At 70.5% G+C, this 22,396-nt stretch carries 22 protein-coding genes; 11 read left to right on the forward strand and 11 right to left on the reverse strand.

The genetic code is table 11. From position 1 onward, the window contains the following. The first annotated feature begins 65 nt into the window (after nt 1-65). The 3 genes from AB0D18_RS20040 to AB0D18_RS20050 all read left to right on the forward strand — a co-directional run bounded on the left by AB0D18_RS20040 (nt 66) and on the right by AB0D18_RS20050 (nt 3,510). A complete protein-coding gene (locus AB0D18_RS20040; protein ID WP_362419932.1) occupies nt 66-1,004 on the forward strand; it encodes a LysR substrate-binding domain-containing protein in 939 nt (312 codons plus the stop codon). Nucleotides 1,005-1,176: 172 nt separating this feature from the next. Beyond that, nucleotides 1,177-2,055, forward strand: a complete 879-nt coding sequence (locus AB0D18_RS20045; RefSeq protein WP_362419935.1) for a serine hydrolase — start codon at nt 1,177-1,179, stop codon at nt 2,053-2,055. A gap of 210 nt (nt 2,056-2,265) precedes the next feature. Continuing rightward, entirely contained in the window at nt 2,266-3,510 is a 1,245-nt protein-coding gene (locus AB0D18_RS20050) for a GNAT family N-acetyltransferase (protein WP_362419937.1), read from the forward strand. Between the two features lie 154 nt (nt 3,511-3,664). Here AB0D18_RS20050 and AB0D18_RS20055 read toward each other — a convergent pair whose 3' ends face one another. Next, on the reverse strand, nt 3,665-4,210 hold the full coding sequence (locus tag AB0D18_RS20055; RefSeq protein WP_362419940.1) for a DUF1062 domain-containing protein: 546 nt from the start codon (nt 4,208-4,210) through the stop codon (nt 3,665-3,667). A 303-nt stretch (nt 4,211-4,513) separates the two neighbouring features. After that, nucleotides 4,514-5,746, reverse strand: coding sequence for a serine hydrolase domain-containing protein (locus AB0D18_RS20060; RefSeq protein WP_362419943.1), 1,233 nt, complete (start codon nt 5,744-5,746; stop codon nt 4,514-4,516). A 407-nt stretch (nt 5,747-6,153) separates the two neighbouring features. Here AB0D18_RS20060 and AB0D18_RS20065 point away from each other — a divergent pair, with 407 nt between their 5' ends. Further along, nucleotides 6,154-7,659, forward strand: coding sequence for a DUF2079 domain-containing protein (locus AB0D18_RS20065; RefSeq protein WP_362419946.1), 1,506 nt, complete (start codon nt 6,154-6,156; stop codon nt 7,657-7,659). Nucleotides 7,660-7,696: 37 nt separating this feature from the next. Here AB0D18_RS20065 and AB0D18_RS20070 read toward each other — a convergent pair whose 3' ends face one another. The 3 genes from AB0D18_RS20070 to AB0D18_RS20080 all read right to left on the reverse strand — a co-directional run bounded on the left by AB0D18_RS20070 (nt 7,697) and on the right by AB0D18_RS20080 (nt 10,613). Next, nucleotides 7,697-8,587 (reverse strand): serine protease, encoded by an 891-nt coding sequence (locus tag AB0D18_RS20070; RefSeq protein WP_362419949.1) that lies wholly within the window; start codon nt 8,585-8,587, stop codon nt 7,697-7,699. A 92-nt stretch (nt 8,588-8,679) separates the two neighbouring features. Beyond that, on the reverse strand, nt 8,680-9,954 hold the full coding sequence (locus tag AB0D18_RS20075; protein WP_362419952.1) for a HAMP domain-containing sensor histidine kinase: 1,275 nt from the start codon (nt 9,952-9,954) through the stop codon (nt 8,680-8,682). Next, complete coding sequence (locus AB0D18_RS20080) at nt 9,951-10,613, reverse strand: response regulator transcription factor (protein ID WP_362419955.1); 663 nt, start codon at nt 10,611-10,613, stop codon at nt 9,951-9,953. The genes AB0D18_RS20075 and AB0D18_RS20080 overlap by 4 nt, the downstream gene beginning before the upstream one ends. Before the next feature lie 187 nt (nt 10,614-10,800). Between AB0D18_RS20080 and AB0D18_RS20085 the strand changes: the two genes are divergently transcribed. The 4 genes from AB0D18_RS20085 to AB0D18_RS20100 all read left to right on the forward strand — a co-directional run bounded on the left by AB0D18_RS20085 (nt 10,801) and on the right by AB0D18_RS20100 (nt 14,437). After that, nucleotides 10,801-12,240: an ABC transporter permease gene (locus AB0D18_RS20085; RefSeq protein ID WP_362419958.1), complete on the forward strand. Its 1,440-nt coding sequence runs from the start codon at nt 10,801-10,803 to the stop codon at nt 12,238-12,240. 124 nt (nt 12,241-12,364) lie between these two features. Beyond that, nucleotides 12,365-13,027, forward strand: a complete 663-nt coding sequence (locus AB0D18_RS20090) for an ABC transporter ATP-binding protein (RefSeq protein ID WP_362420123.1) — start codon at nt 12,365-12,367, stop codon at nt 13,025-13,027. 140 nt (nt 13,028-13,167) lie between these two features. Beyond that, nucleotides 13,168-14,145, forward strand: coding sequence for a MerR family transcriptional regulator (locus AB0D18_RS20095; RefSeq protein WP_362419961.1), 978 nt, complete (start codon nt 13,168-13,170; stop codon nt 14,143-14,145). 43 nt (nt 14,146-14,188) lie between these two features. Beyond that, entirely contained in the window at nt 14,189-14,437 is a 249-nt protein-coding gene (locus AB0D18_RS20100; RefSeq protein WP_362419964.1) for a hypothetical protein, read from the forward strand. Here the strand turns inward: AB0D18_RS20100 and AB0D18_RS20105 are convergent. After that, complete coding sequence (locus AB0D18_RS20105; RefSeq protein ID WP_362419967.1) at nt 14,421-15,950, reverse strand: alpha/beta fold hydrolase; 1,530 nt, start codon at nt 15,948-15,950, stop codon at nt 14,421-14,423. The two genes, AB0D18_RS20100 and AB0D18_RS20105, sit on opposite strands and share 17 nt — an antisense overlap. A gap of 85 nt (nt 15,951-16,035) precedes the next feature. Between AB0D18_RS20105 and AB0D18_RS20110 the strand changes: the two genes are divergently transcribed. Beyond that, nucleotides 16,036-16,623, forward strand: coding sequence for an ABATE domain-containing protein (locus tag AB0D18_RS20110; protein WP_362419970.1), 588 nt, complete (start codon nt 16,036-16,038; stop codon nt 16,621-16,623). A 37-nt stretch (nt 16,624-16,660) separates the two neighbouring features. On the opposite strand, the gene AB0D18_RS20115 is transcribed toward AB0D18_RS20110, so the two are convergent. Both AB0D18_RS20115 and AB0D18_RS20120 read right to left on the reverse strand, forming a co-directional pair. Next, nucleotides 16,661-17,287: a hypothetical protein gene (locus AB0D18_RS20115; RefSeq protein ID WP_362419973.1), complete on the reverse strand. Its 627-nt coding sequence runs from the start codon at nt 17,285-17,287 to the stop codon at nt 16,661-16,663. Then, entirely contained in the window at nt 17,284-17,751 is a 468-nt protein-coding gene (locus AB0D18_RS20120) for a pyridoxamine 5'-phosphate oxidase family protein (RefSeq protein ID WP_362419975.1), read from the reverse strand. The genes AB0D18_RS20115 and AB0D18_RS20120 overlap by 4 nt, the downstream gene beginning before the upstream one ends. A 422-nt stretch (nt 17,752-18,173) precedes the next feature. Between AB0D18_RS20120 and AB0D18_RS20125 the strand changes: the two genes are divergently transcribed. Beyond that, nucleotides 18,174-18,611 carry a hypothetical protein gene (locus AB0D18_RS20125; RefSeq protein WP_362419977.1) on the forward strand — a complete coding sequence of 146 codons (438 nt, stop codon included), beginning with the start codon at nt 18,174-18,176 and terminating at the stop codon, nt 18,609-18,611. Here AB0D18_RS20125 and AB0D18_RS20130 read toward each other — a convergent pair. From AB0D18_RS20130 to AB0D18_RS20140, 3 genes are all read right to left on the reverse strand, one after another. Then, nucleotides 18,601-19,821: a beta-ketoacyl-[acyl-carrier-protein] synthase family protein gene (locus tag AB0D18_RS20130; RefSeq protein WP_362419979.1), complete on the reverse strand. Its 1,221-nt coding sequence runs from the start codon at nt 19,819-19,821 to the stop codon at nt 18,601-18,603. The genes AB0D18_RS20125 and AB0D18_RS20130 overlap by 11 nt on opposite strands. A gap of 94 nt (nt 19,822-19,915) precedes the next feature. Continuing rightward, nucleotides 19,916-20,875, reverse strand: coding sequence for an alpha/beta hydrolase (locus AB0D18_RS20135; RefSeq protein WP_362419982.1), 960 nt, complete (start codon nt 20,873-20,875; stop codon nt 19,916-19,918). Beyond that, the gene (locus AB0D18_RS20140) at nt 20,872-21,429 is read right to left on the reverse strand and encodes a quercetin 2,3-dioxygenase (RefSeq protein ID WP_362419985.1); all 558 of its coding nucleotides are present in this window, start codon (nt 21,427-21,429) and stop codon (nt 20,872-20,874) included. Before AB0D18_RS20140 ends, AB0D18_RS20135 begins: the two co-directional genes overlap by 4 nt. Before the next feature lie 152 nt (nt 21,430-21,581). Between AB0D18_RS20140 and AB0D18_RS20145 the strand changes: the two genes are divergently transcribed. Then, a complete protein-coding gene (locus tag AB0D18_RS20145) occupies nt 21,582-22,073 on the forward strand; it encodes a MarR family winged helix-turn-helix transcriptional regulator (RefSeq protein WP_362419988.1) in 492 nt (163 codons plus the stop codon). The last annotated feature ends 323 nt before the right edge of the window (nt 22,074-22,396 follow it).

Genomic DNA, 22,396 nt, shown 5'->3' on the forward strand with positions numbered 1-22,396 from the left:
CAGGGATTGATGCAACTGCGATATCATTGCTGGCTGTGGACCTGATCCGGCACCTGGAGTGCTTCGTGGCTGTTGCAGAAGAGTCACACTTCGGGCGGGCGGCCATCCGCCTGGGCATGGCCCAGCCGCCCCTCTCGCAGCGCGTCCAGCGGCTGGAGCGCGAGCTGGGGGTCCGGCTCTTCGAGCGCACCAGCAGGCAGGTGACGATCACCCGGGCGGGGACGCTGCTCCTCGACGATGCCCGCGAACTGCTCGCCCGCTCCGAGGCGCTGAGGGCCACCGCCCGCCGGGTCAGGGACGGCGAGAGTGGACTGTTGCGGGCGGCGCTGCCGCCCGACATCGCGGGTGAGACCTTGGCCGCGATCCTCGCGGGCTTCCGCGAGAGCCACGCGGACGTCGAACTCGAACTCCACGAGGTGTCCACCACCCAGCAACTCGCCCAGTTCGGCACGCACGATCTGGACGTCGGGCTCATCCATCACCCTTGCGACGTCTCCGGCCTTGAGCTGGGCCCGGTCCTCCGCCGCGAACTTGGCGTGCTGCTGCCCCGCGACGCACCGGCGGCGGCGCTGGATGAGGTCCCACTGTCGGCGCTCGGCGGCTACGACCTGGTCATGTTCCACCGGGCCGACGCACCGGCCCTCTTCGACGACCTGCTGACGACCTGCGCGCGCAACGGCTACACCCCGCCCACCGTGCGGCACGGGCAGGGCGTCACCTTCGTGCACGGCCTGATCATGGCGGCGAAGGCCGTCGCCTTCAGCCCGAAGGACGTCGCCCCTGCTCAAGGTCCGGACGGGGAGGGGGCGTTGGTGTGGCGCCCGCTGGCCGGTTCTCCGCTCGCCTGGCGGCACTCGGTCGCCTGGCCGCGGGGGCGCAGCGACAAGGCGGTCGCGACGTTCGCCGACGTGGCGACGCGGGCGCTGCGCCGCAGCGAGACCGTGAGTGCGGACCTGCCGGCGCGTCCGCTGCATCTGCGACCGGCGGCGGAGTACTGGCTATGAAGGTGACCGGTGTGAAGGTGGCCCCTGTGACGGCGCCCGCTGCAACCACAGCCCCTGGGACGGCGACCGCCGCAACCACGGCCGCCGTGACGAGGACTGCCGTAACGAGGACTGCCGTAACGAGGCATGACGTGACCACGGCCGCCGTGACGACGACTACGGAGACTTCCCTGTGAGCACCACTCCTCATCGGCGCCGCATCGAGGCCGCCTTCGCCGAGGCGGGTGTCACCGGCTGGCTGCACGCCCTCGACATCGACTCCGGTACGGAGGTCGACGCGGGCGCCGACCACCCCGTCGTCACCGCCAGCGTGCACAAACTCTGCCTCCTCGTCGCCCTCCACGACCTCGCCGCGGCGGGGGAGCTGGCGCTCACCGAGCCGATCGAGTGCGCCCCGGCCGACCGGGTGCCGGGCCCCACCGGGCTCGCCGCGATGCTCGACCCCGTCCGCATGTCGGTGCGCGACCTCGCGTATCTGATGATGTCGGTGAGCGACAACACCTCCGCCGACGCACTCCTGCGGCGCGTGGGTCTGGACGCCGTCAACCGGACCACCGACCGCCTCGGCCTCCGGCACACCCACGCCGTGCACACCTTCGGCCAACTCCTCGCCACCGTACGGGAGGACGCGGGCCCGGACGGGGTGCAGGCGCTGGCCGACCCGTACGTCACCCAGCGGCTGCGCGCCCTCGACCCGGCCCGTACCAACCGCAGCACACCCCGCGACATGACCCGTCTCCTGGCCGCGCTCTGGCGCGACGAGGCGAGCACTCCGGAACACGGGGCCGCGATGCGCCGCCTCCTCGGCCTTCAGGTGTGGCCGCACCGGATGGCATCCGGCTTCCCCTTCGACGACGTACACGTGGCAGGCAAGACGGGCAGCCTCCCGACCGTGCGCAACGAGGTCGGCGTCATCGAGTACCCGGACGGGGGCCGCTACGCCGTCGCCGTCTTCACCCGCGCCGCCAGTACGGCAGCGACGCTGCCCCCGGCGGACGCGGTGATCGGAACGGCGGCGCGGTTCGCGGTGGACGCGCTGCGGGCGGGCTGAGCGACGCGACCGAGGCCGGTCGGGGCGACCCCCTCACCGCTGCAGAACCCGAACCTTTCGACATCTGAGGGTGGTGGCCTGCCTGCGGGATCTGAGGGTGGTGGCCTGCCTGCGGGCCGAAATTCGCTTGCTCTGGCCACGGGTCAGCGCTGCACTGTGGCCAGTCACTACGAGGCGTGGTGTCGGTATTTCGAGGAGGCGGCAGTAGTGATGGAGATTCGTTCCACGGCCGATGAGGACCTTGACGTCTTCGTCGACACCGTCCATGCCGCGTTCGGGCGTTTCCCGGAAACCCCCATCGAGGGCGGCGGGCTCTGGTGGTCGGCGCTCGAAATGGACCGCGGTCTGCTCGCCATGACGGCGGACGGGAGGCCCGTCGGCACCGCCGCCGTGCACTCCTTCGAGCTCACCCTGCCCGGTGAGACCCTCGTCCCTGCCGCCGGGGTGACTGCCGTCGGCGTCCTGCCCTCGTACCGGCGCCAGGGTGTGCTCAGCGCGATGATGCGGCATCAGCTCGCCGAGCTGCGGGCCCGCGGGGAGTTCCTCTCCGTGCTGCTGGCCTCCGAGGCCCCGATCTACGGCAGATTCGGCTACGGACCCGCGACCTATACGGCGCGGCTGACGGTGCCGCGCCACGAGGCCGCCCTCGCCGCTCCCCGGGCACGCGGCGTGGCCGACGTACCCGCGAACGGCCCGGACAACGGGCTGGACAACGGCTCGGTCGAGGTGCTTCGGCGTGCCGAGTGCGGCGAGATCCTGGAAGAGGTCTACGACCGGTACCGCCGCGCACAGCCCGGCGCGCTGTCCCGGCCGCACCGCTGGTGGGCCCTGGGCGCGGGGCAGCCCCCGGTCTCTCCGGCGCCGCGCTACGTCGCCGTCCACCGTGACGCCGACGGCGTCCCGGACGGGTACGCCAGCTACTCGGTCGGCGACCCCCAGACCTTGACGGTCGACGAGACCATTGCCGTCGACGACGCCGTCTTCACGGCCCTGGCCCGGTTCGTACTCGGACACGACCTGGTCTCTCAGGTCGTGTTCAAGCACGTCCCGCCCGAGCACCCGCTGCGCTGGCAGTTCGCGGACTTCCGCGCCGGCGAGGTGAGCGGTGACACGGACTGGCTCTGGGTGCGGCTGCTGGACGTCCCGCGTGCGCTGACCTCGCGCGGCTGGTTCATGGACGGTGAGCTCGTCCTCGACGTGGACGACCCGTTCCTCGGCGAGCGCGGCCGCTACCTGCTGACCGTCCGGGACGGCAAGGCCGAATGCGTACCGACGGACCGGGCGCCCGACCTGTCCCTGGACGTGCGCGACCTGGGCTCGGTCTACCTCGGTGGCACCGCCCCCAGCACGCTCGTGCGTGCCGGACACATCAGGGCACACCGCCCGGACGCGGCCGCCCTCGCCGACGCCCTCTTCCGTGCCGAGCGCTCCCCGCACTGCCTGCACTGGTTCTGACCGCGCGCGCTCGCCGCCGACGGCGCGCGGTTCGTCTCCCCAGGCCCGGTACGGACACGGACGGTACGGACACGGACGGTACGGACACGGACGACGCCTCCGCCCAGGGCCTGCCCGGCGGGTCTTGCCGGGCAGGCCCTGGCCCCGGGAGGGCTCAGCGCTTGAGCAGGAACGTGAAGTCGCCGGAGAGTTTGCCGCTCAGCCGGACTGCCGAAACGAGCTTCCCCTCCGTGATCAGCCTCTCGACCTCGGCCCGTGAAAGACCGAAGCCTTCAGCGATCAGCCGCACCGGCCGGACCGGAATCCGCGCCGCGAAGCGGACCGAGACGTCGGTCTTCCCCGAGCTCTGATCCGATCCGCCGGTGTCGAGGCGCCAGGCGTTGTCCCAGTCGAGGGCGATGCGGTTGCGGCGCCGTACGACCGGATCCTGGAGCAACTCGGCTGCCAGACCGGGGTCGTTGTCGTGCATCCGGTCCAGCAGCTCAGGCCGTACGGAACGGACGTGCACCCGCTCCAGGACCGAGAGCTTCGCCGTGTCCCCGCAAGTGGTGCAGAGCACGAGGAGCCAGGCGTCGAGGAGCTTGTGGTGGGCGTTGACGCGAAATTTGCCGTTCGCCCGGAAGCTCTCGGACGCGCACGTGTGGCAACGGCGGAGAACGAGTGGCAGGCAAGTGGGCATGACGACCCAGTTGTTGAGCACAGAAGTACACCGGTTTCAGTGAGAACTACGCAGCACGAAGGAGCGCGGCGCACAGGGTGCGACGCGCGACGGTTCAGCGCTTGGGTGGTTTCACACGGTGTACAACGGGGCGTCCTTGCCTGGCCGAATTGGTTCGGCAGCACGGTAGGGGCACGCAGCGGCGCTGTGCCACTGATTTTCGAACGCTGTACCGCGCCAGCACCGGGACAGCACCGCGCCAGCACCGGGACAGCACCGCGCCAGGGCCCCCGGGAAACTTCCCGAGGGCCCTGGCTGTGGGGAGCGCGGTGGGGAGAGCAGTGCCTACTTCTTGCAGAAGGCGGTGTCCAGCAGTGTCTGTGTGTTCTCCAGGCCCTGCGCGGTGAGCGGCTGGTTCGCGGTGGCGGCGATCGCGACCGCGCGGCCGTCGTCGGTGACGCCGGTACGGGTGGCGTGGCCGGGGATGTCACCACCGTGGCCCCACATCCGGCCGCCGCAGCTCAGCGGGACACTCGTCACGCCGAGCCCGTACCGGCTCCCGGGCGTGCCCCACTCGTCGGGCACCTTGACGGTGGTGCGCAGCTGGGCCACCTGCGCGGGCTTGAGGAGCTTGCCGTCGAACAGGGCCCTGAAGAAGCGGTTCAGGTCGCTCGGCGTGGAGACGATTTGTCCGGCGGCCCAGCCCCAGGAGGGGTCCAGCTCGGTGATGTCCTCCAGCGGCGCCCCGGGCTTCGGCGAGAAGTACGCCTTGGGGTGCACGCCGCGGATGCGCTCCTCGCCCGCGGCCGGGAAGTAGGTCTTCTTCAGTCCGAGGGGCTCGATGACGCGGCGGGTGATCTGCTCGTCCAGCGGGCGGCCGGTGACCTTCTCGATGAGCAGGCCCGCGAGTACGTAGTTGGTGTTGCTGTACGCCCAGCTGGTGCCGGGAGCGAACTGCGCCTTGTGCTCCAGGGCGACGTCGAGGAGGGCGCGCGGCTGGTAGTAGGTGTGGGGGGAGCCGAGCAGGTCCTTCAGCATGAACTCGGTGTAGTTGGGCAGCCCGCTGGTGTGGTTGAGGAGCTGACGGACCGATATCTTGCGGCCGTCGATGCCCTCGCCGCGCACCAGCTTCGGCAGGTACTTCTCGATGGGGGCGTCGAGGTCGACCTTGCCCTCGCCGACCAGTTGCAGGACGACGGCGGCCGTGAACGTCTTGGTGTTGCTCCCCGCCCGCACCTGTCCGTCGACCGGGACCTTCGCCCCGGTCTTCAAGTCGGCGACTCCGGCCGCGTAGTTACGGGTACGGCCGTCGCGGTCGGTGGTGGCGGCCAGGGCGGCGGGGAACCTGTCGTCCGTCACGAGACGGTTCAGGCCCTTGCGCAGGGCGGCGTTCTCACGCGCGTCGGAGGCCTTCTGCGGCGTGGACGTGGGTGTGGACGAGTGGGCGGCGACTTCTGCGTCGGAAGCCGGAGTGGGCGTGGCCGACGCGGGCAGTGTGCTGCCCACGGCCAGGGCGGCGGCCAGGGTGGCCACCGCGATGAGACCCCGCTTCGGCTTGAACGACGAGGAGACGGTCATGAAGGCCCTCCTTGGGCAACGTGCCGATTGCACCGGACAACCGGACGCCTCCAGCCTGCGTGTTCAAGATCCACCGGCCCATCCGGTCAGCAGGCGCATGGGGTGTGGGGCCAGCCCCCCGATCCGGGGGGTGGCCAACTACACCCTCACTCGTTCGTGGCGACGGCAGGTATTCTCCGCCTTTCGGGCAGCGCGGAAAGCTGGGGGCGGGAAACAGCGTGGGGGAAATATCCGTAGAACGGCATTTGCGTACGGGGGAGTTGGGTGCGAGGCCCGGCATTGGCGGCATTGAAGGTGTCGGAAGCGTCGACGGTTTCGAAGGGGCGGGCCGTTCGGAGCGTACGAAGCAGCGGCGCGGAACGGGCAGAAGAGGGACGTCCCTCGCCCTCACCCTCCTCTGTCTCGCCGTGGGACTGGCCCTGTCGCTCCAGCAGTACGAGCGGCTGACGCTCGGCGGATTCGACTTCGGCCTCTTCGACCAGGCGATGCGCGCCTACGCACGATTCGAATTGCCACGCTCCCCGATCAAGAACGTGCACCATGAATACCCGCCGGAATTCTCCCTCCTGGGCGACCATTTCTCCCCGCTCATCGCGCTCGCCGCCCCCTTCTACTGGCTGTGGGACGACCCGAGAGTCCTTCTCCTCGTACAGGCGGTGCTCTTCGCCCTGGGCGTTCCGCTGGTCGCCCGGCTGGCCAGGGCGGAAGCGGCCCCGCTGCTCTCCCCGCGCCTCGCCCACCGGTTCACCTGGGCGGCCTGCCTCGTCTACGCCCTCGGCGCGCCACTGCTTTTCGCCGCCCGAGCCGGATTCCACGAAGTGGCCTTTGCCGTACCGCTGTTCCTGCTGCTCTTCGAGCGCGCAAGGGCACGTGCGTACCACCACATGCTCTGGGCGGGAGCCCTGCTCTGCCTCACCAAGGAGGACCTGGGGATCGTCGCGGGAATCTTCGGGGCGATCGTGGCCGCCCGCGCGCGGAAATCCGGCGACGGTACGGGCTTTCGCGCGGGCCTCGTACTCTTCCTCGCCGGATTCCTGGCCTCGCTGCTGGCCGTATCGGTGGCAGTCCCCGCGATGGGCGGAAGTCCCGGATTCTATTGGCAGTACAGCCGGCTCGGGGCCGGCCCCGCGGAAGCGTTCCGTTTCGTCGTCCTCCATCCCCTCGACACCCTTGGCGTCGCGCTCACTCCCGTAACGAAGTCCTCTCTCCTCCTGTGGACATTCGGCAGTCTGCTGTTCCTGCCGCTGGGTTCACCGCTCGTCCTGTGTGCTCTCCCGCTCCTCGCCGAACGCCTCTTCTCGGACAACGAGAACCACTGGCAGGCGTTGAACCACTACGGCGCATTCCTGTGGCCCGTACTCGTCGCGGCCTCCCTCGAAACGGCCGGTTCCCTCCTGCGCCGGTCGGTTCGGAGCGGGAGGTGGAGAGAGAGCTGGAATCGCTGTTCTCTCATCGGAGTGGCCGGAACGGTCCTGGCCGGAATTCTCGTCGCCGGGACCGGCGATCTCGTCGGCGTACGGAAATGGACGCCGGACGAACCGTCCCGGGCACTCGTCAGGGCCGCCGGGAGAATACCCGACCGCTCCACGGTCGAGGCGGACAACTACGCGGCCCCCCGCCTCACCGGACGTACGCACGTCATGCTCCTGGACCGGGTGCCGCGCAATGCGGAATGGGTGCTCATCAGCACCGGGAAGCGCGTGTTCCCGTTCACCGACGTCCAGCAACAGCGCGACCGCGTCACACTGTTGGGGTCCTCCGGTTACCAGTTGGTGTACGAGGAGCAGGGCGTGCACCTGATGCAGCGGATCTCGCCGCACACGAGGGTCCCCGGCAGCCGAATACCGGGCCCGGACAGCGTTCCGGTCAATGACGACGTACCGAAGGGCATCAGTCGCAGGCTCTTCGGCTGAGCGGGGCAGGGGCCGAGTGGGTCAGGAGTGGGGCGGGTCAGGAGTTGCGCTTGAGGGTCTTTCGGATCCAGTCCGCGTAAGCGGGCACATCGCTGTAGAGGCCGGGTCCGGCCGAGCACGCGACCTTCGGGGCGCCGGGGCCCGAAGTGGCTCCGACGAGTTCCCACCGCCCGTGCCTGCCCTTCTGGAGCTGCGGTCCGCCGGAGTCACCGAAGCACGCCATGGCCCCAGGGACGCGGCTGATCGTGCAGAGCCGCGTCCGGTCCGCGAAGCCCGGGGCGCACTCGGTGACGGCACCCCTGCGCGTGTCGAGCTCCTGCAACCGCTCAGCGAACTTCAGCTCGGTGTCGAGGGTGGTGCCGAATCCCAGGATCCGGGTGGGGGTACCGGGCCGTCCGGCCCGCTCCGCGATGCGGATGGGCTTTTCGGAGACCGGGCGGTCGAGGCGGACCAGGGCGACGTCGTCCTTGTTGGCGGCCTTGCCCTCGCCGTTCACGTAACCGGGGTGGACGAAGAACCGCTCGATGTTACGGACGGTGCCTCCGGACTTCCGGTGGTTGCTGCCGATCCGGACGGTCCCCTCCAGCACAAGGCCGTCGCCGCGCACGCAGTGGGCCGCCGTGAGTACCCACTGCGGATCGATCAGCGACGCCCCGCAGGTACCGTCGTACAGTTCCTGGCTCGGGGCCGACTCGGGGATGGTCGCCATGAACGAGTAGTGCGCGGTGGAATCGGTCCCGTTGACGATCGCTCCGGCGCTGCCGGTCATTAGGGCGGCGCACGCCGCGACGGCGAGGGCGCCGACGGCGGTGGTGCGTGCGGCGCGGCGGCGTACCGACTTCAGGTGCACCGGCTTCGAACGCACCGGCTTCGAACGCACCGGCTTCGAGCGCACCGGCTTCGAGCGCGCCGAATTCAAGCTGAACACAGAGAGTTCCTTTCGCGGAATTCCGGACGTGTTCAGCCTGCTCGTTCAAGATCCGCCGGGCCATCCGGGCAGCAGGCCCGCGCAAGGTGGGGCTAGCCTCCGGCGGCCGGGCGCAGCGCGGGCAGTTCGACCCGTACGGTGAGGCCGCCGCCGGGGTTCGCGGTGGCCGTGACCGTACCGTGGTGGGCCGAGACGATCGACCGGACGATGGCCAGGCCCAGACCATGGCCGGAGAGATCGCTGCGGACCCGGGGCTGCGCCCGGTAGAAGGGCTCGAAGAGACGGTCCGCCATGGCGGCGTCGACGTGCGGGCCGGTGTTCTCGATCTCCAGGACCACCGTCTTCTCCCGGAAGACGGCCAGCTGGACCGAGCCCGCCCCGGGCACGTTGTGGGCGAGGGCGTTGTCGAGGAGATTGAGGACCAACTGCCGCAGCAGGGTCGCATTTCCGGCCACGTCGCGGTCGATGTCGCAGTCGGGTTCGGTGTCCACGTCGAGGCGGATGCCGTACGTCTCCGCCTGCCCGGCCCGCTCGGCGACGGCCAGCTCCGCGAGCTCGGCGAGGTCCACCGGGTCGGGGTCGAAGGGGGTGTGCTCCGCGCCCGCCAGGTCGAGCAGGGCCCGTACGACGCTGATGTTGCGCTCGTTGATCTCCCGCAGCATCGGGGCGAGTTCCGCGAACTCCTCACCCGTGGGGTCGGCGGCGGCGACCTGGAGGACGGCCCGGGTGGTGGCCAGCGGGGTGAGCAGCTCGTGCGAGGCGTTCGCGGCGAACCGCTGGTGTGCGGCGAAGGACTCCTCCAGCCTGGCCAGCATCGTGTCGAAGGTGTCGGCGAGTTGCTTGAGCTCGTCCTCGGGGCCTTCGGCTTCGATACGTTCCCCCAGATTGCCCTCGGTGGCCTCCGCCGCGGCGGCGCTGATGGTGTGCAGGGGCGCGAGCAACCGTTTGGAGAGGAGCCAGCCGGCGCCGAGGCCGACCACCATCACCAGGAGCACACCGCCGACGGACACCGTAAGGACGGTGCTCCAGACGTCCTCCTTGGTGGAGATGGAGCCAGAGGGCTCGGCCTCGTTGCCGCGCGTCAGAGGGGTGGCGGGGGGAAACTGCCCGGCCGACGGGGACGCGGACGGCACGGGGTATCCAGGCTGGAAGGAGCCCTCGGGTGCGATCACTGTCGTACTGAAGTCGTACGTCGGCAGGAAGCGCATCCCGACGTAGATGATCGCGACCATCAGCGCGGCACACACTCCGAGCGCGGCACCGAACCCGAGGAAGAGCCGACCGTGGATGCTCAGCGTCCGCCGCCGCGGCGCACGAAGCCGGAACCCGGGCAGCCACTTCACCCGGTGCCCGAGCAGCCACCTCATTCGGTGCCCAGGTAGTAGCCCGCACTGATCGCCGTCCGCACCAGCCGGGGATCGCCGAGCTTCTTGCGCAGGGTGTGCACCACCAGGCGTACCGCGTTGGTGAACGGGTCCGTATGTGCGTCCCACGCCTTGTCCAGGAGGTATTCGGCGCTCAGCACCCCGCCGTCCGCACGCATCAGGAGCTCCAGGACGGCGAGTTCCTTGGGCGTGAGCCGGATCTCGGTCCCCGCACGGTCGACCCGGCGGCGGTGCGTGTCGAACGTGACGTCGGCGAAGGTGAGGACGGGGGAGTGGGCCATGGGGCTGCGGCGGTACAGGGCCCGCAGCCGGGCGACCAGTTCGGGGAAGTCGAAGGGTTTGGGGAGGTAGTCGTCGGCGCCGAGGCCGAGCCCCTCGACCTTGTCGCCGAGCCGCCCCGCGGCGGTCAGCATGAGGATGCGGCAACCGAGGTCCATGGCGACGATCCGGCGGCACACCTCGTCACCGTGCACACCGGGCAGGTCCCGGTCGAGGACCACCGCGTCGTAGTCGTGGACGCCGACCCGCTCCAGAGCCGTCGCCCCGTCGTGCACCACGTCGACCGCGATGGCCTCCCGGCGCAGCCCGATCTCCAGGACCCGCGCCATGTACTGCTCGTCCTCGACCACCAGTACGCGCACGCCCGACAACCTTTTCTTTTCATTAATTCACCGCGGATTTCCTGTACGCAGCCGCCCGAATCAGGTGCGTTCGGGCGCGTACCGGATCCGTCTTATCAAACGGCGCATTTGAACCGTGTATGAGACGCCAGGCGCGGGCGCCATTCGCAAACGCCCCGCAAAACTCCGCCCTTCTAGCGTGGCGTTCATGAATCTCTTCAAACGAGCCTGGTGGCGGTTGCGCGGCCATCTCGGCAAAACAGTGATGCTGGTCGGCCTGTTCTTCGTCATCTGCACCCTGGTCCTGTCCGGCTTCCTGATCCAGTCGGCGGCCGCCCGCGCCGCGGAGTCGGCGAAGCGGAGCGTGGGCGCCGTGGCCACGATGCAGCTGGACCTGAACGCGCTGATCGCCTCGGGCGGGATGAAGAAGCCGGAAGGGGGACAGGCCGGCATGATCGGCGCCGAGGCCGACCTGCCCCGCAGGCTGGTGGACAAGGTCTGCGAATCGTCCGTCGTGGAAAAGTGCAATTACACGAAGGACGGTGGCGCGGCCCCCACCGATCAGGTCAAGCTCCACCAGCCGGTTCCGCCGCCGGCCGGCCAGGACACCGGTGGCGTGGACTTCTTCAAGGCCGACGGCATTCGCGACCTGAACGCCGTCGCGGCATTCCGCAACGGCGAATCGAAGCTGATCTCAGGCTCCGCGATCAAGCCCGACAGCAAGAGTGACATGGTCGTCATCGAAGAGCGGGTGGCCAGGGACAACCACCTGAAGGTCGGCGACAAGGTCAAGCTGAACGCCAACATCCAGAAGCCCGACGGCAGGCTGGGCACCAAGGAGACCGACTTCACCGTCGGTGGCATCTACCGGAGCAGCAGCGCCGATCCCGGCTCGTACGTCCCGCCGATGGCGGCCCCCTCGAACCAGATCTACGTCACCCCGGACGGCGCGACCCGCCTCGACGGCAAGGAGCTGAAGGCAGGCGGCGGGGTCGTCAAGGAGGCCACCTTCACGCTGCGCGACCCCGCCGACCTGGGCCGGCTCAAGAAGGACGCCGAGGCGGCCGGGGTCGACCTCAAGATCTTCCCGCTGAGCGTCAACGACAAGCAGTACCAGACCCTGGTCGGTCCGATCAGCAAGACGGCCGACTTCGCCTCCGTCACGGTCTGGCTGGTCGCCGTCGCCGGCACCGTCATCCTCGCACTGATCATCGCCTCGAACATGCGCGAACGCCGCAAGGAGCTCGGCATTCTGCTCTCGCTCGGCGAGAAGAAGCCCAGACTGCTCGGTCAGCACCTGGTCGAGGTGGTCGCCTGCGCGGCCCTGGCGGTCGGTTTCGCCGCCGCGGGGAGCCAACTGCTCTCCCAGGCCATCGGCGACCAGCTGCTCGCCGGCGAGGTTTCCTCCGCCAACGAGTCCGCGGCGAACGAGGCCAACAAGCCCGACCCGTCCGACCCCACCGGCGGTGCCAACAAGGAGGACACCCCGGAGGTCGCCCCGATCGACGAGATGGACATCCGGCTGGGCGCGGCGGACATCACCAGGGTCGGCCTCACCGGCCTCGGCATCGCAGCCCTGGCGACGATCGTCCCCGGCACCCGGATCCTCCGGCTCAACCCGCGCGACATCCTCACGAAGGGCGAGTGACGTGAGCACTCCGATACGAAGGGCGAACGACGTGACCGCTCCGACCACTCCGACCGCTCCCGGAACGACGGCTCCGACCGTTCCCGCTCCGACCACTCCGACCGTTCCCGGAACGACGGCTCCGATCCTCCAGCTCACCGGCCTGAGCCGTACCTACCCGTCGGGCACCGGCCGCCGCACCGTACTCAAGGACGTCAACCACTCCTTCGAAGAGGGCCGGATGTACTCCGTCATCGGCCCCTCGGGCAGCGGCAAGACCACCCTCCTCTCGCTCGCCAGCGGGCTCGACTCACCGACCAGGGGCAGCGTCCGCTTCCGTGGCACCGACGTCGCCGACATCGGTCTCGGCCGGTACCGCAACCGCCATGTGGCCACGGTCTTCCAGTCGTTGAACCTGCTCACCTACATGACGGCCGTCCAGAACATCACCTCCGCGATGGAAATCACCGGAGTGAAGGGCGTCAACAGGAAGCAACGCGCCGTCGAACTCCTCGGCCTGCTCGGCGTGGACGAGGAGGACCGGCACCGCAAGACACTGGAACTCTCCGGCGGCCAGCAGCAGCGCGTCGCCATCGCCCGCGCCCTCGCCTGCGAGGTCGACATCCTCTTCGCCGACGAGCCCACCGGCAGCCTCGACCAGGACACCGCCGACGGAATCATCGAGGTGTTCCGCAAGCTGGCGCACGACGAGGGCAAGTGCGTGATCCTGGTGACCCACTCGCGCGAGGTCGCGGACGCGTCGGACGAAGTGGTCCGCCTCAAGCGGGGCAAGCTCATGACGATATAGAGAACATAGAAGACATAGACGGCGATACGGGTGGGACGCAGGCGGGACCCGGGCGGGACACGGGCGGGACCCGGGCGGGACAGACGGCACGGGTGAGGCCCCTTGAGTCTCCAGTAGGGGGAGACGCCAAGCTGATCCGCATGAACAGCACCACCCCTCCCACTGGTTGTGCCCGCTACCCGATCGGCGAACTGGCCCGGCGCACCGGGCTCTCGGTCAAGACCATCCGCTTCTACTCCGACTCGGGGATCGTCACGCCCACGGGCCGCAGCCCGAGCGGTTACCGGTTCTACGGAGTCGACGCCGTCGCCCGTCTCGACCTCGTACGGACCCTGCGCGAACTGGGTCTCGATCTGCCGACCGTCCGCAAAGTCGTGGACCGGGAAGTCGCGTTGCCCGAGGTCGCCGCGGCGCACGTGGAGGCACTCGACGTACAGATCCGTACCCTGCGCCTGCGCCGGGCGGTGCTCACCGCCGTGGCCAGGCGCGGGTCGTCACCCGAGGAGTTGGATCTCATGCACCGGCTGGCCAAGCTGTCCGAGGACGAACGCAGCCGTCTGATCGGCGAGTTCCTCGACACCGTCTTCGACGGTCTGCACGCCCACCCCGCCTTCGCGGCCGTCATCCGTTCGATGACCCCGGAACTGCCCGACGACCCGTCCACGGAGCAGGTCGAGGCGTGGGTGGAACTCGCCGAACTGTTCCAGGACGCCGATTTCCGCACCAGCGTCCAGGGCATGGCCCAGGACCTGGCGGTCGACCGCGCGCCCGACGATGCCATGGGCCTGCCCCGCATCCTTGCCGAAGCTCTGCGCTCCCTGGCCGAACCGGCTCTCGCGGACGGCGTCGACCCGGCCTCCCCACAGGCCGCCCGGATCGTCGACGACCTCGCCGCCCACTATGCGCGCACGGCCGCCCGCCCCGACGACGCGGCTCTGCGCGCCCGGCTGACCGACCGGCTGGACGGCATGAACGATCCGCGCAGGGACCGCTATCTGCACCTTCTCGCGATCGTGAACGGCTGGCTTGCCCCGCAACCCCTCGCCCCGGCCCTCAACTGGACCGTCCGCGCGCTGCGCGCACGAGGTGACGGCGGTGGCAGCCCGGTCGAGGGCTGACCGACCGTCACCACCCGCCGCCCAGACCCGAGGAACCGAGTCCATGCCCGCCCAGCCACCACTCCAGCCCCAGCGCCCGCCCCCTCGTATGCGCTCCCCCCAACTCCCCGCCGCTTACCGGGACTTGATGAAGATTTCCGGCTTCCGGCGGATCGCTGTCCTCGGCCTCGCCTCGAAGCTGCCCGCCGGGATGCTGAGCCTGAGCCTTCTGCCGCTGGTCGCCGTACTGGCAGGCCTGATCGGATGGGACCGTGGAGCCGGGGTCGGCGGGCCGGTCAGTAGCCGACGGTGATCCGCTTCTGGACGAAGGTTCCCTGCTCCAGCGTGTCCACGACCGCGGCTGCGAAGTCGCCCACCGAGATCCGGCTCTCGCCGTCGGCGTCGGTGATCGGGGTGTCCCTGGCCTCGGTGCGGAAGGAGCCGGTCTTCGGGCCGGGGACCAGGTACATCGGCGGCGGGCTGACATAGGTCCACTCGACCGGCGTCTGTGCGGCGCGCAGCAGGTCGAGGGCCTCGGTCTGGTCGCGTGCCGTCTCCAGGTATTCGGCGGGGAAGTTGGGGGAGTCGACGAACCGTTCGCCCGGCGCGTACTCCAGGCTGCCGCCGCCGCCCAGGAACACCAGCCGGGGAACTCCGGCCTCGGGCAGCGCCTTCAGCAGTGCCTGCGCACTTCTCGGCACCAGGTGGTCAGGGCCCTTGACGCCGACCACCACGGCGTCGTGTCCGGCGACGGCCTCGGCCAGGGCGGCGGGGTCGCTGACATCGGTGGTGGCACGGCCGAGCGGTGTGACCTGGTGACCGCGTGCGGCCGCCTCCGCGGCTACGGCGCCGCCGATGTTTCCGCTTGCTCCGACAATCGCGATCTTCATGGGTGACCTCTTCACGGGTGTCGCCTTCTTGGCGTTCTCAGTGGGGTGTGCGGATGCGTCGAGGAATTCGGCGATCAAGGGGGCCATCTCGGGGAGCTTCTCCTCCAGCGCGAAGTGGCCGGTGTCGAAGACGTGCACCTGCGCCTCGGGCAGGTCGCGCAGATAGGCGTGCGCCCCGGCCTCCGGGAAGAACGCGTCACCGCGGCCCCACAGCACCAGGGTCGGCGGGCGGTGCTCGCGCAGCCACTGCTGCCAGGCCGGGTAGCGGGCGATGTTGGAGTGGTAGTCGAGGGCCAGTGCGACCTGGGCCTCCTTGCGGCCGGGCAGGTCGAGGAAGTGCTGGTCCAGGGTCCAGCCGTCGGGGGCGACAAGGGCGGGGTCGCCGGTCCCTCCCTCGTACTGGCCCCGGGTGACCGGGAGGGTCAGGATCTCGCGGACCCGGTCCTCGGCGCCCGGTACGCCCGGCCGGTTCGCGGTCAGGCCCAGGGCCAGGTCGGAGAGGCCCTCGGTGTAGGCGTTGGCGTTCTGCACGATCAGCCCGTTGATCCACTCGGGGTGCCGGGCGGCCAGCCGCATGCCGACCGGGCCTCCGAAGTCGAAGGTGTAGAGCGTGAACCCGTCCGCACCGAGCCCCAGAGCTTCGACGAAGCCCTCCATGACATCGGCGAGGGTTTCGAAGGAGTAGTCGAAGTCCTCGGGGGCCTCGGTGTGGCCGAAGCCGGGGTAGTCGGGGGCGACCAGGTGGTAGCGGGTGCCGAGGGTGTCGATCAGTCGCCGGAACTGGTGCGAGGCGGACGGGAAGCCGTGCAGCAGCAACAGTGTGGGCGCGTCGGCGGGGCCGGCCTCCCGGTAGAAGACACGGACCCGGTCCACCTCCACGAAGCGGTGGACCGTACGGGCGACCTCGATGCCGGATGCTGCGGTGTGTCTCGTCATGTCACATGCTCCCTCGTGGCGTTGATGCATTAGTTATAGCGGGCGGGCTGCTAATGGGTCAATGGGTTGGAGTAGCATTAGATCCATGAGTAAGAGGATGCCCCCGGTCGGCGAGCCCCTTCCGCTGGACCTGGTCAACACCCGCGCCAACGGACCTGGCGGCGAGATCGACCTGCTGGATTCCGCCGAGCGGTTCCGCCCCTGGCTGGAGGCCCAGGAGGGACGGCTCAGCCGGGCGACCCCAGGTCCGGACAGCACTGGCCCCCGCGTTGACCTCGACGCGGTGCGGGCGCTGCGCAGTCGGATCGAGAAGGTGGTCGCATGCGCCCGCGACGGCGAGGAGCCGCCCGCCCAGGCGCTGCGCGCGCTCACCCGGGCCCAGCTCGCAGCCCCCCTGCACCGCAGACTCGACTGGGACGGCGGCGCCGTCACCGCGACCCGGGTGCGTACGGGGAGCGCCACCGACGTCCTGCTCGCCGAACTGGCGGACGCCACCGTCGACCTGCTGATCGACCCGGCCGCACTCGCCAGGGTGCGCTGCTGCGAGGGACCCGGCTGCAGGCTCCTGTTCCTCGCGGTGAACCCGAGACGGCGCTGGTGCTCACCGGCGCTGTGCGGAAACCGGGTGCGGGTCGGACGGTACTACCAGCGCCACAAGGAGGACACGGAGTGACTGGTCTTCCCAGTACGACCGACCCCGTACGCCCGGCCTAGTACGCCCCGCCCCGGAAGTACAAGTTCCGCTGTGGCTGCGGTCGTTCCCCCTGCTCGTACGCCGCGTCCGAGCGGTCGGCCGGAGCCGACCGCTCTGCCAGCCCCCGCAACCGGTCAAGACCGGCCAGCACCTCCGCCCGGTTCTCGGCCCGCTTCAGCCAGGCCGCCAGACGCGGAATCATCGCGTTCTTCGAGCCCCCGAATCCGCCCCGCTCGCGCAACTGCGCCCCCACGTAGGCGGTCAGTTCCGCCACGTGCTCCTCGTTGTACGCCCACAGCACCTGCCCCGCACACCGGGTCTGCAACCACAACGGCCGCCGGAAGAACGGATCCTCGGTGCCGCCCGCGTCCGCCCCGCGCAGCGCCCTGCCCTCCGTCGCCGCCTCCCACTCGGCGACCGCTCCGCACCCGGCGCAGGCCAGCCGCCGTGGCCGGAACAGCAGCTCGGTGGAGTACTTCAGTACGGGCAGACCCGGCCGGGGAACGACGACCGCACGCCCGCCGCATCCCGGACACACCACGTACAACCGCTCCGTGAACCGCACCAGCCACACACCGGATTCACGGTGCCGGACGGGACCGGCGGAGGAGGAAGGGAGGTGCACATCCCGCTGCCCTGTCATGCGGCCCACCGTCCTTCGCCCATCACGTTCCGCCCCCGCAGTTCGTGCTCCCCGTGCCAGGCCTGCACGGTCAGGGGCAGCACCCTGAAGTACGCGTACGGCTTGGTGCTCCGGGCGCTGCGGCGCGGGTCCCACCCCCACTTCGCCGCCCAGGCGTCCGCAGCCGCGACGGGCACCTCGTCGGCGCTGAAGGTCTCCACCGACCCGTCGAAGATCACCACGTCGTCGGTGTTCCCGAACGAGAGCCTGCCCCGCCCGAGTCGGCTCAGATTGCGGCCGGTGGGACTGGTGATCCGGGTCGCCAGCCAGATGGCCTCCCCGTCCCAGCGGAACCACAGCGGCACGAGGTACGGAATCCCGTCCGCATCCGCCGTGGCGACCCAGATGTCCGACTCCTCCTCCAGCCGTGCCAGTACGTCCTGCTTGCGCTGCCCCGCGGTCCTGGGCGAGTCGTCGATCTTCATGTCATGGACACTACCGACGCCCGGGGTTCGGGTGCAGTCAGCGCTTCTTGGTCTTCTTCGGCTGCGGACGATTCCACTCGCCACGGTGCCGCTGACACCGGGAGAACCCGATCATCGCGGGGTTCTGGCACGGCTTCCCTGTGGTGGTCCTGGTCGACTTGCACTTGACCTGCTTGCCCATACGTCCTCCCACGACACCGGTACGCGAACGAATCACATGGTCGGGTCCGGGCGTGTGCGGCGCTACGGAATCCACGCGTTCCGACCGGTTCGGGACCCGGAGCGTCTGAATCCGGCAGGCGTGTCAGCGCAGTTCGGCGCGCTCAGGCGTCCCGCGAACGCAGCAGTGCGCCGCCGGCCGCGAGTGCGCCGGTGGCCCAGAGGTCCAGTACGCCCAGGCCTTCCCAGGGGCCGATGGGGAGTTGGTCCACCCGCTGGCGGAGGCGAAGGAGCGCAAGGCGAACGTCGTCCGGCTGGTGTCCGGTCCCGGCCACGCCCCGGTCCCGGCCACGCCCCGGTCACCGCCGACGAACGGACCCGCGGCCAAGGCCGTGGCCGTCGCCCGCCGGCCCGGCAGCATCGGCCGCGACCCCGTCGCCCTCGACCACGCGGCCGCGGCACGCACCCCGGGCGCGTACCCGCTGGTCCAGATGTCGTACGCGGTGGTGTGCGCCCCGAACAACGAGGCCGCGGCCCTGCCCGTACTGAAGGCGTTTCTCCAGCACGCGCTGAGCGGTCCTGGACAGCAGTCGGCGGCAGGACGGGGGTACGGGACGCTGCCGGCGCCCCTGACCGAGCGGGTGCGGAAGACGGTACGGGAGCTGCGCCGGCCGGGAGGCCTCGCGCCCGTCACCGGGTGAGGACGAGGCTCACGTTGTGCCCGCCGAAGCCGAAGGAATTGGCCAGTACGGCATCCCAGCGGCCCTTCCTGTTGTCGCCCTGCACCACGTCCAACTCCACCCGGGGATCGAGCCGTTCGAGGTTGCGTACGGCCGGTGCGACCCCGTCCCGCAGGGCGAGCAGTGCGGCCATCGCGCCCACCGCGCCGGACGCGCCCAGCATGTGGCCGGTCATCGACTTGGTCGCGGTGACCGACGCGTGCGTACCGACGGCCCGGCGGATCGCTTCCGCCTCCGCCAGGTCGCCGGACTCGGTGGACGTGGCGTGCGCGTGGACGTGCCCGATGTCCCGCGCCGTCACCCCCGCGTCCCTCAGCGCCCCCTCGATCGCCTGGACTTGACCCTCCGCGTCCGACGCGGTGATGTGCCCCGCGCTGGACGTCACGGCGCCGCCGGCGAGTGTTCCGTACGTACGGGGGTTACGGCGCGCCCGCGCGAAGTCGGCGCGCTCCAGCACCACGAGCCCCGCCCCCTCGCCCATCACGAACCCGCTGCGGTCCACGTCGAACGGCCGGGACACCGACTCGGGGTCGTCGGAACGCGTCGACAGTGCCTTCATCTGCGCGAACGCGGCCAGCGTGAACGGGTGGACGCACGCCTCCGTGCCGCCTGCCACCACCACGTCCGCCCGGCCCGCCCGGATCAGGTCGAGCCCCATCGCCAACGCCTCCGCGCCCGAAGCGCACGCGCTGACGGGCGTCCTGGCGCCGCCCTTCGCGCCCAGGTCCATGCTGACCCAGGCGGCCGGACCGTTCGGCATCAGCATCGGCACCGTGAACGGGGACAGCCGCCGTGCCCCCGACTCCTCGAACACGTCGTCCTGCCCGAGAGTGGTGAGCACCCCGCCCGTTCCCGTACCGATGACCACCGCCAGCCGCTCCGGCTCCACCTCGGGAGCCCCCGCGTCCTGCCACGCCTCCCGTGCACCGAGCAGCGCCAACTGCTCGCCCCGGTCCAGCTTCCGGGCCTGTGGGCGCGGCAATCGCGCGGCTGGGTCCTCGGTCAGCCGGGCCGCCGTCCGTACGGGAAGGTCCGCGGCCCACTCCTCCTCCAGCGCCCGGACCCCCGACCGGCCGGCCAGCATGCCGGCCCAGGTCGACGCGGCGTCCGCGCCCAGTGGTGTCAACGCCCCGATTCCGGTCACCCACACCTGGCACACCTGGCTGTTCATACCGTGCTCCCTCGGCCATCGCATCGTTGAAACCGCACAAGAGACTCTGCGCGTTCACGATGATCCTTTCAATGATGTGCCTGAGAGGCGCGGGTCATGCCCACCGATTCACCTCCGGCTCATTTGTTGGGTCCACACAAAGGTGGGGGAAGGCCAGGGAGCGGGCGAAGTTCAGGGAACGGGTGAAGATCTCCTCCACCGTCGCGTCCGGCAGCCCGTGCCAGCCGTGGTCGGCGTCCGGCACCGTCCACAGTTCGGCGGGGGAACCGGACTCCTCCAGGGCCGCCGCGAGGGCGGTGCTGTGCGAGGGGTCGACCATGGTGTCCGCCTCGCCGTGGACGAGGAGGTACGGCGGTGCGTCCGGACGGACCCGGGAGAGCGGGCTGGCCTCGTGGGCGCGTTCGGGGACGGCGGCCGGAGCGGCGCCGAGCAGCAGGGCCTCGGGGGTGGCGGGATTCTCGGGGGTGAAGTGGCCCCGTACGGCGGTCAGGTCGCTCGGGGCGTACCAGATCACCGCGCCCACCGGTCGCGGAGCGGTGTGCGTCAGGGCGAGGAGCGAGGCGAGGTGGCCGCCCGCCGACTCGCCCCACACGACGGTCCGCTCCGTGTCGATGCCCAGTTCCGCGCCACGCAGGGTGAGCCAGCGCAGGGCTGCCTGCAGGTCGTCGAGCGGGGCGGGGAAGGGCGCCTCGCCGCTGAGTCGGTAGTCGACACAGGCGACCGCGAAGCCCTCGGCGGCGATACGTGCGAAGGGGCCGGGCGACCAGTGGCGGGTACGGAAGCCCATGTCGTCGCGCCGGCCGCGCCGCCAGGCGCCGCCGTGGACGAACAGGACCAGCGGAAGCGGTCCTTCCGACTCCGGCCTGTCCTGCGGCAGCCACAGGTCCAGTTCCGGCGGACGGCTGCCCGGCACCTCGGCGTACGGGACGCCGCGCAACTCGCGCACGCCGGGGGCGCCGTCGGTGGGCAGTGGGGCGTGGTCGGGATGCGGCGCGGCGATCAGCTCCCGTACGGCTGGTACGGCTCGGGCGTCTTGAGATGTGGCCGCCGTCACCGGGTGCGCCACTGGTGGTCGGGCAGGAAGCGCACGTCGAACTGTGCCGGTACGGTCCCGAACTTGTGCGGCTCCGGGATCACCGGCTCGCGCGGCAGGCCCAGTTCCTCTGCCGGTGCCCCGAGGTTCTCGAAGAACCGCTCGAAGGTTCCGCCGGGCCCGGCCGCGACGCCGACGACCTGGCTGTGGTCGCGTTCCATGCGGTACGCGTGCTTGCAGTTCTTCGGTACGAAGCCGAAGTCGCCCGGCGTGAGCAGCTTCTCCTGCTGCTCGCCCGCCGTGTCCTCGACGAACAGCCGTACCGCGCCCTGCGTGACGTAGAAGACCTCGTGGGTGTCGGCGTGCAGGTGCGCCGGGATGATGTCGCCCTTGGGGCCCTCGACCGTGAAGAAGTTGAAGGTGTTCTCGGTCTGCTCGCCGCCCGCGTAGACGGTGATCAGGTCGCCGAAGAGGTGGGCGCGGTCACCCTCGCCCTTCTCGATGAAGTACGGCTTCGTGGGGTCGGCGGGTATGTGCGAGGTGGTGCGGTAGCGGGTGGCGTACTCGATGGTCATGGGTGCATCCCCTTCATGTTCATGGAATCGGAAACGTCAGGCAGCCTGACATACAAGACGGCCGACGGACAACCCGCAGCACGGAGCCCGATACGATTCCGGACCTGCCGCTCCCGTCCGCTCCCCGCCGCTCCCTGCTCCCCCGAGGCCCCATGCACCCGCACCCCCCACGTCCCCGCCCCCGTCCCTTCCCCCAGCTGCTCGGCGACGCGCGGCGCTGGTTCGAGGAAGGGCTGCTGGCCGCGCTGGAGGAGGCGGGTGTCGCGCCCGTTTCCCCGACCCAGGTCCAGCTCTTCGCCGTACTCGACGAGAACGGGACGACGGTCTCGGAGCTGGCCCGCCGGATGGGAGTCACCCGGCAGACCGCCCACCAGGCGGTACACGGCCTGATCGCCGCAGGCCTGCTCGAACAGCTCCCCGACCCCACCTCCGCCCGGCAGCGACTGGTGAAGCGCACGGAGGAGGGCGGGCGCACACACCGCAGGGCCGAGACCGTCCTCGCCCGACTGGAGGACCGACTCGCCGAACGCATCGGCCGCGACACGGTCGACGCGCTGCGCGCCGCGCTGGAAACGCCGTGGGGGAGACCGCCGAGCCGGGACGGTGAGCAGCAGGGCTCCGACGGTGAGAAGAAGGGGCCCTGAGGGCGAGTGGCAGGGCCCTGACGGCGAGCAGCAGGGACTCGACGGCGGACAGCAGGAGAAGGCCCCCGGGCCTTGCGGGCCCCCGGGCCCAACTCCCGGCCTCCACGGCCCCCAGTTCCCGGCTTTCCGGCCCCGGCCCCGGCCCCGTCTCCCGGCCTCCGGGACTCCGGGACTCCGGGACTCGTCCACGGGACACGTCCCCGAGCCACGGGCCACGGGCCCTCTGGCCCCCGGCCCCCGGGGCCACAGCCACGGGGCACGCGTCCACGGCGCCGGGCCCCCGGCCCCCGGCTCGGGCCACGTCCGGGGTCGCGTCCACGTCC

This window comes from Streptomyces sp. NPDC048442, from assembly GCF_040651475.1.
Lineage (GTDB): Bacteria > Actinomycetota > Actinomycetes > Streptomycetales > Streptomycetaceae > Streptomyces.

Excerpts from the sequence above, each read along its gene's own strand:
- AB0D18_RS20050 (WP_362419937.1), top strand. The coding sequence starts at position 2,266 with ATGGAGATTCGTTCCACGGCCGATGAGGACCTTGACGTCTTCGTCGAC.
- AB0D18_RS20060 (WP_362419943.1), bottom strand. The coding sequence starts at position 5,746 with ATGACCGTCTCCTCGTCGTTCAAGCCGAAGCGGGGTCTCATCGCGGTG.
- AB0D18_RS20075 (WP_362419952.1), bottom strand. The coding sequence starts at position 9,954 with ATGAGGTGGCTGCTCGGGCACCGGGTGAAGTGGCTGCCCGGGTTCCGG.
- AB0D18_RS20085 (WP_362419958.1), top strand. The coding sequence starts at position 10,801 with ATGAATCTCTTCAAACGAGCCTGGTGGCGGTTGCGCGGCCATCTCGGC.
- AB0D18_RS20095 (WP_362419961.1), top strand. The coding sequence starts at position 13,168 with ATGAACAGCACCACCCCTCCCACTGGTTGTGCCCGCTACCCGATCGGC.
- AB0D18_RS20100 (WP_362419964.1), top strand. The coding sequence starts at position 14,189 with ATGCCCGCCCAGCCACCACTCCAGCCCCAGCGCCCGCCCCCTCGTATG.
- AB0D18_RS20105 (WP_362419967.1), bottom strand. The coding sequence starts at position 15,950 with ATGACGAGACACACCGCAGCATCCGGCATCGAGGTCGCCCGTACGGTC.
- AB0D18_RS20110 (WP_362419970.1), top strand. The coding sequence starts at position 16,036 with ATGAGTAAGAGGATGCCCCCGGTCGGCGAGCCCCTTCCGCTGGACCTG.
- AB0D18_RS20115 (WP_362419973.1), bottom strand. The coding sequence starts at position 17,287 with ATGACAGGGCAGCGGGATGTGCACCTCCCTTCCTCCTCCGCCGGTCCC.
- AB0D18_RS20120 (WP_362419975.1), bottom strand. The coding sequence starts at position 17,751 with ATGAAGATCGACGACTCGCCCAGGACCGCGGGGCAGCGCAAGCAGGAC.
- AB0D18_RS20130 (WP_362419979.1), bottom strand. The coding sequence starts at position 19,821 with ATGAACAGCCAGGTGTGCCAGGTGTGGGTGACCGGAATCGGGGCGTTG.
- AB0D18_RS20140 (WP_362419985.1), bottom strand. The coding sequence starts at position 21,429 with ATGACCATCGAGTACGCCACCCGCTACCGCACCACCTCGCACATACCC.
- AB0D18_RS20145 (WP_362419988.1), top strand. The coding sequence starts at position 21,582 with ATGCACCCGCACCCCCCACGTCCCCGCCCCCGTCCCTTCCCCCAGCTG.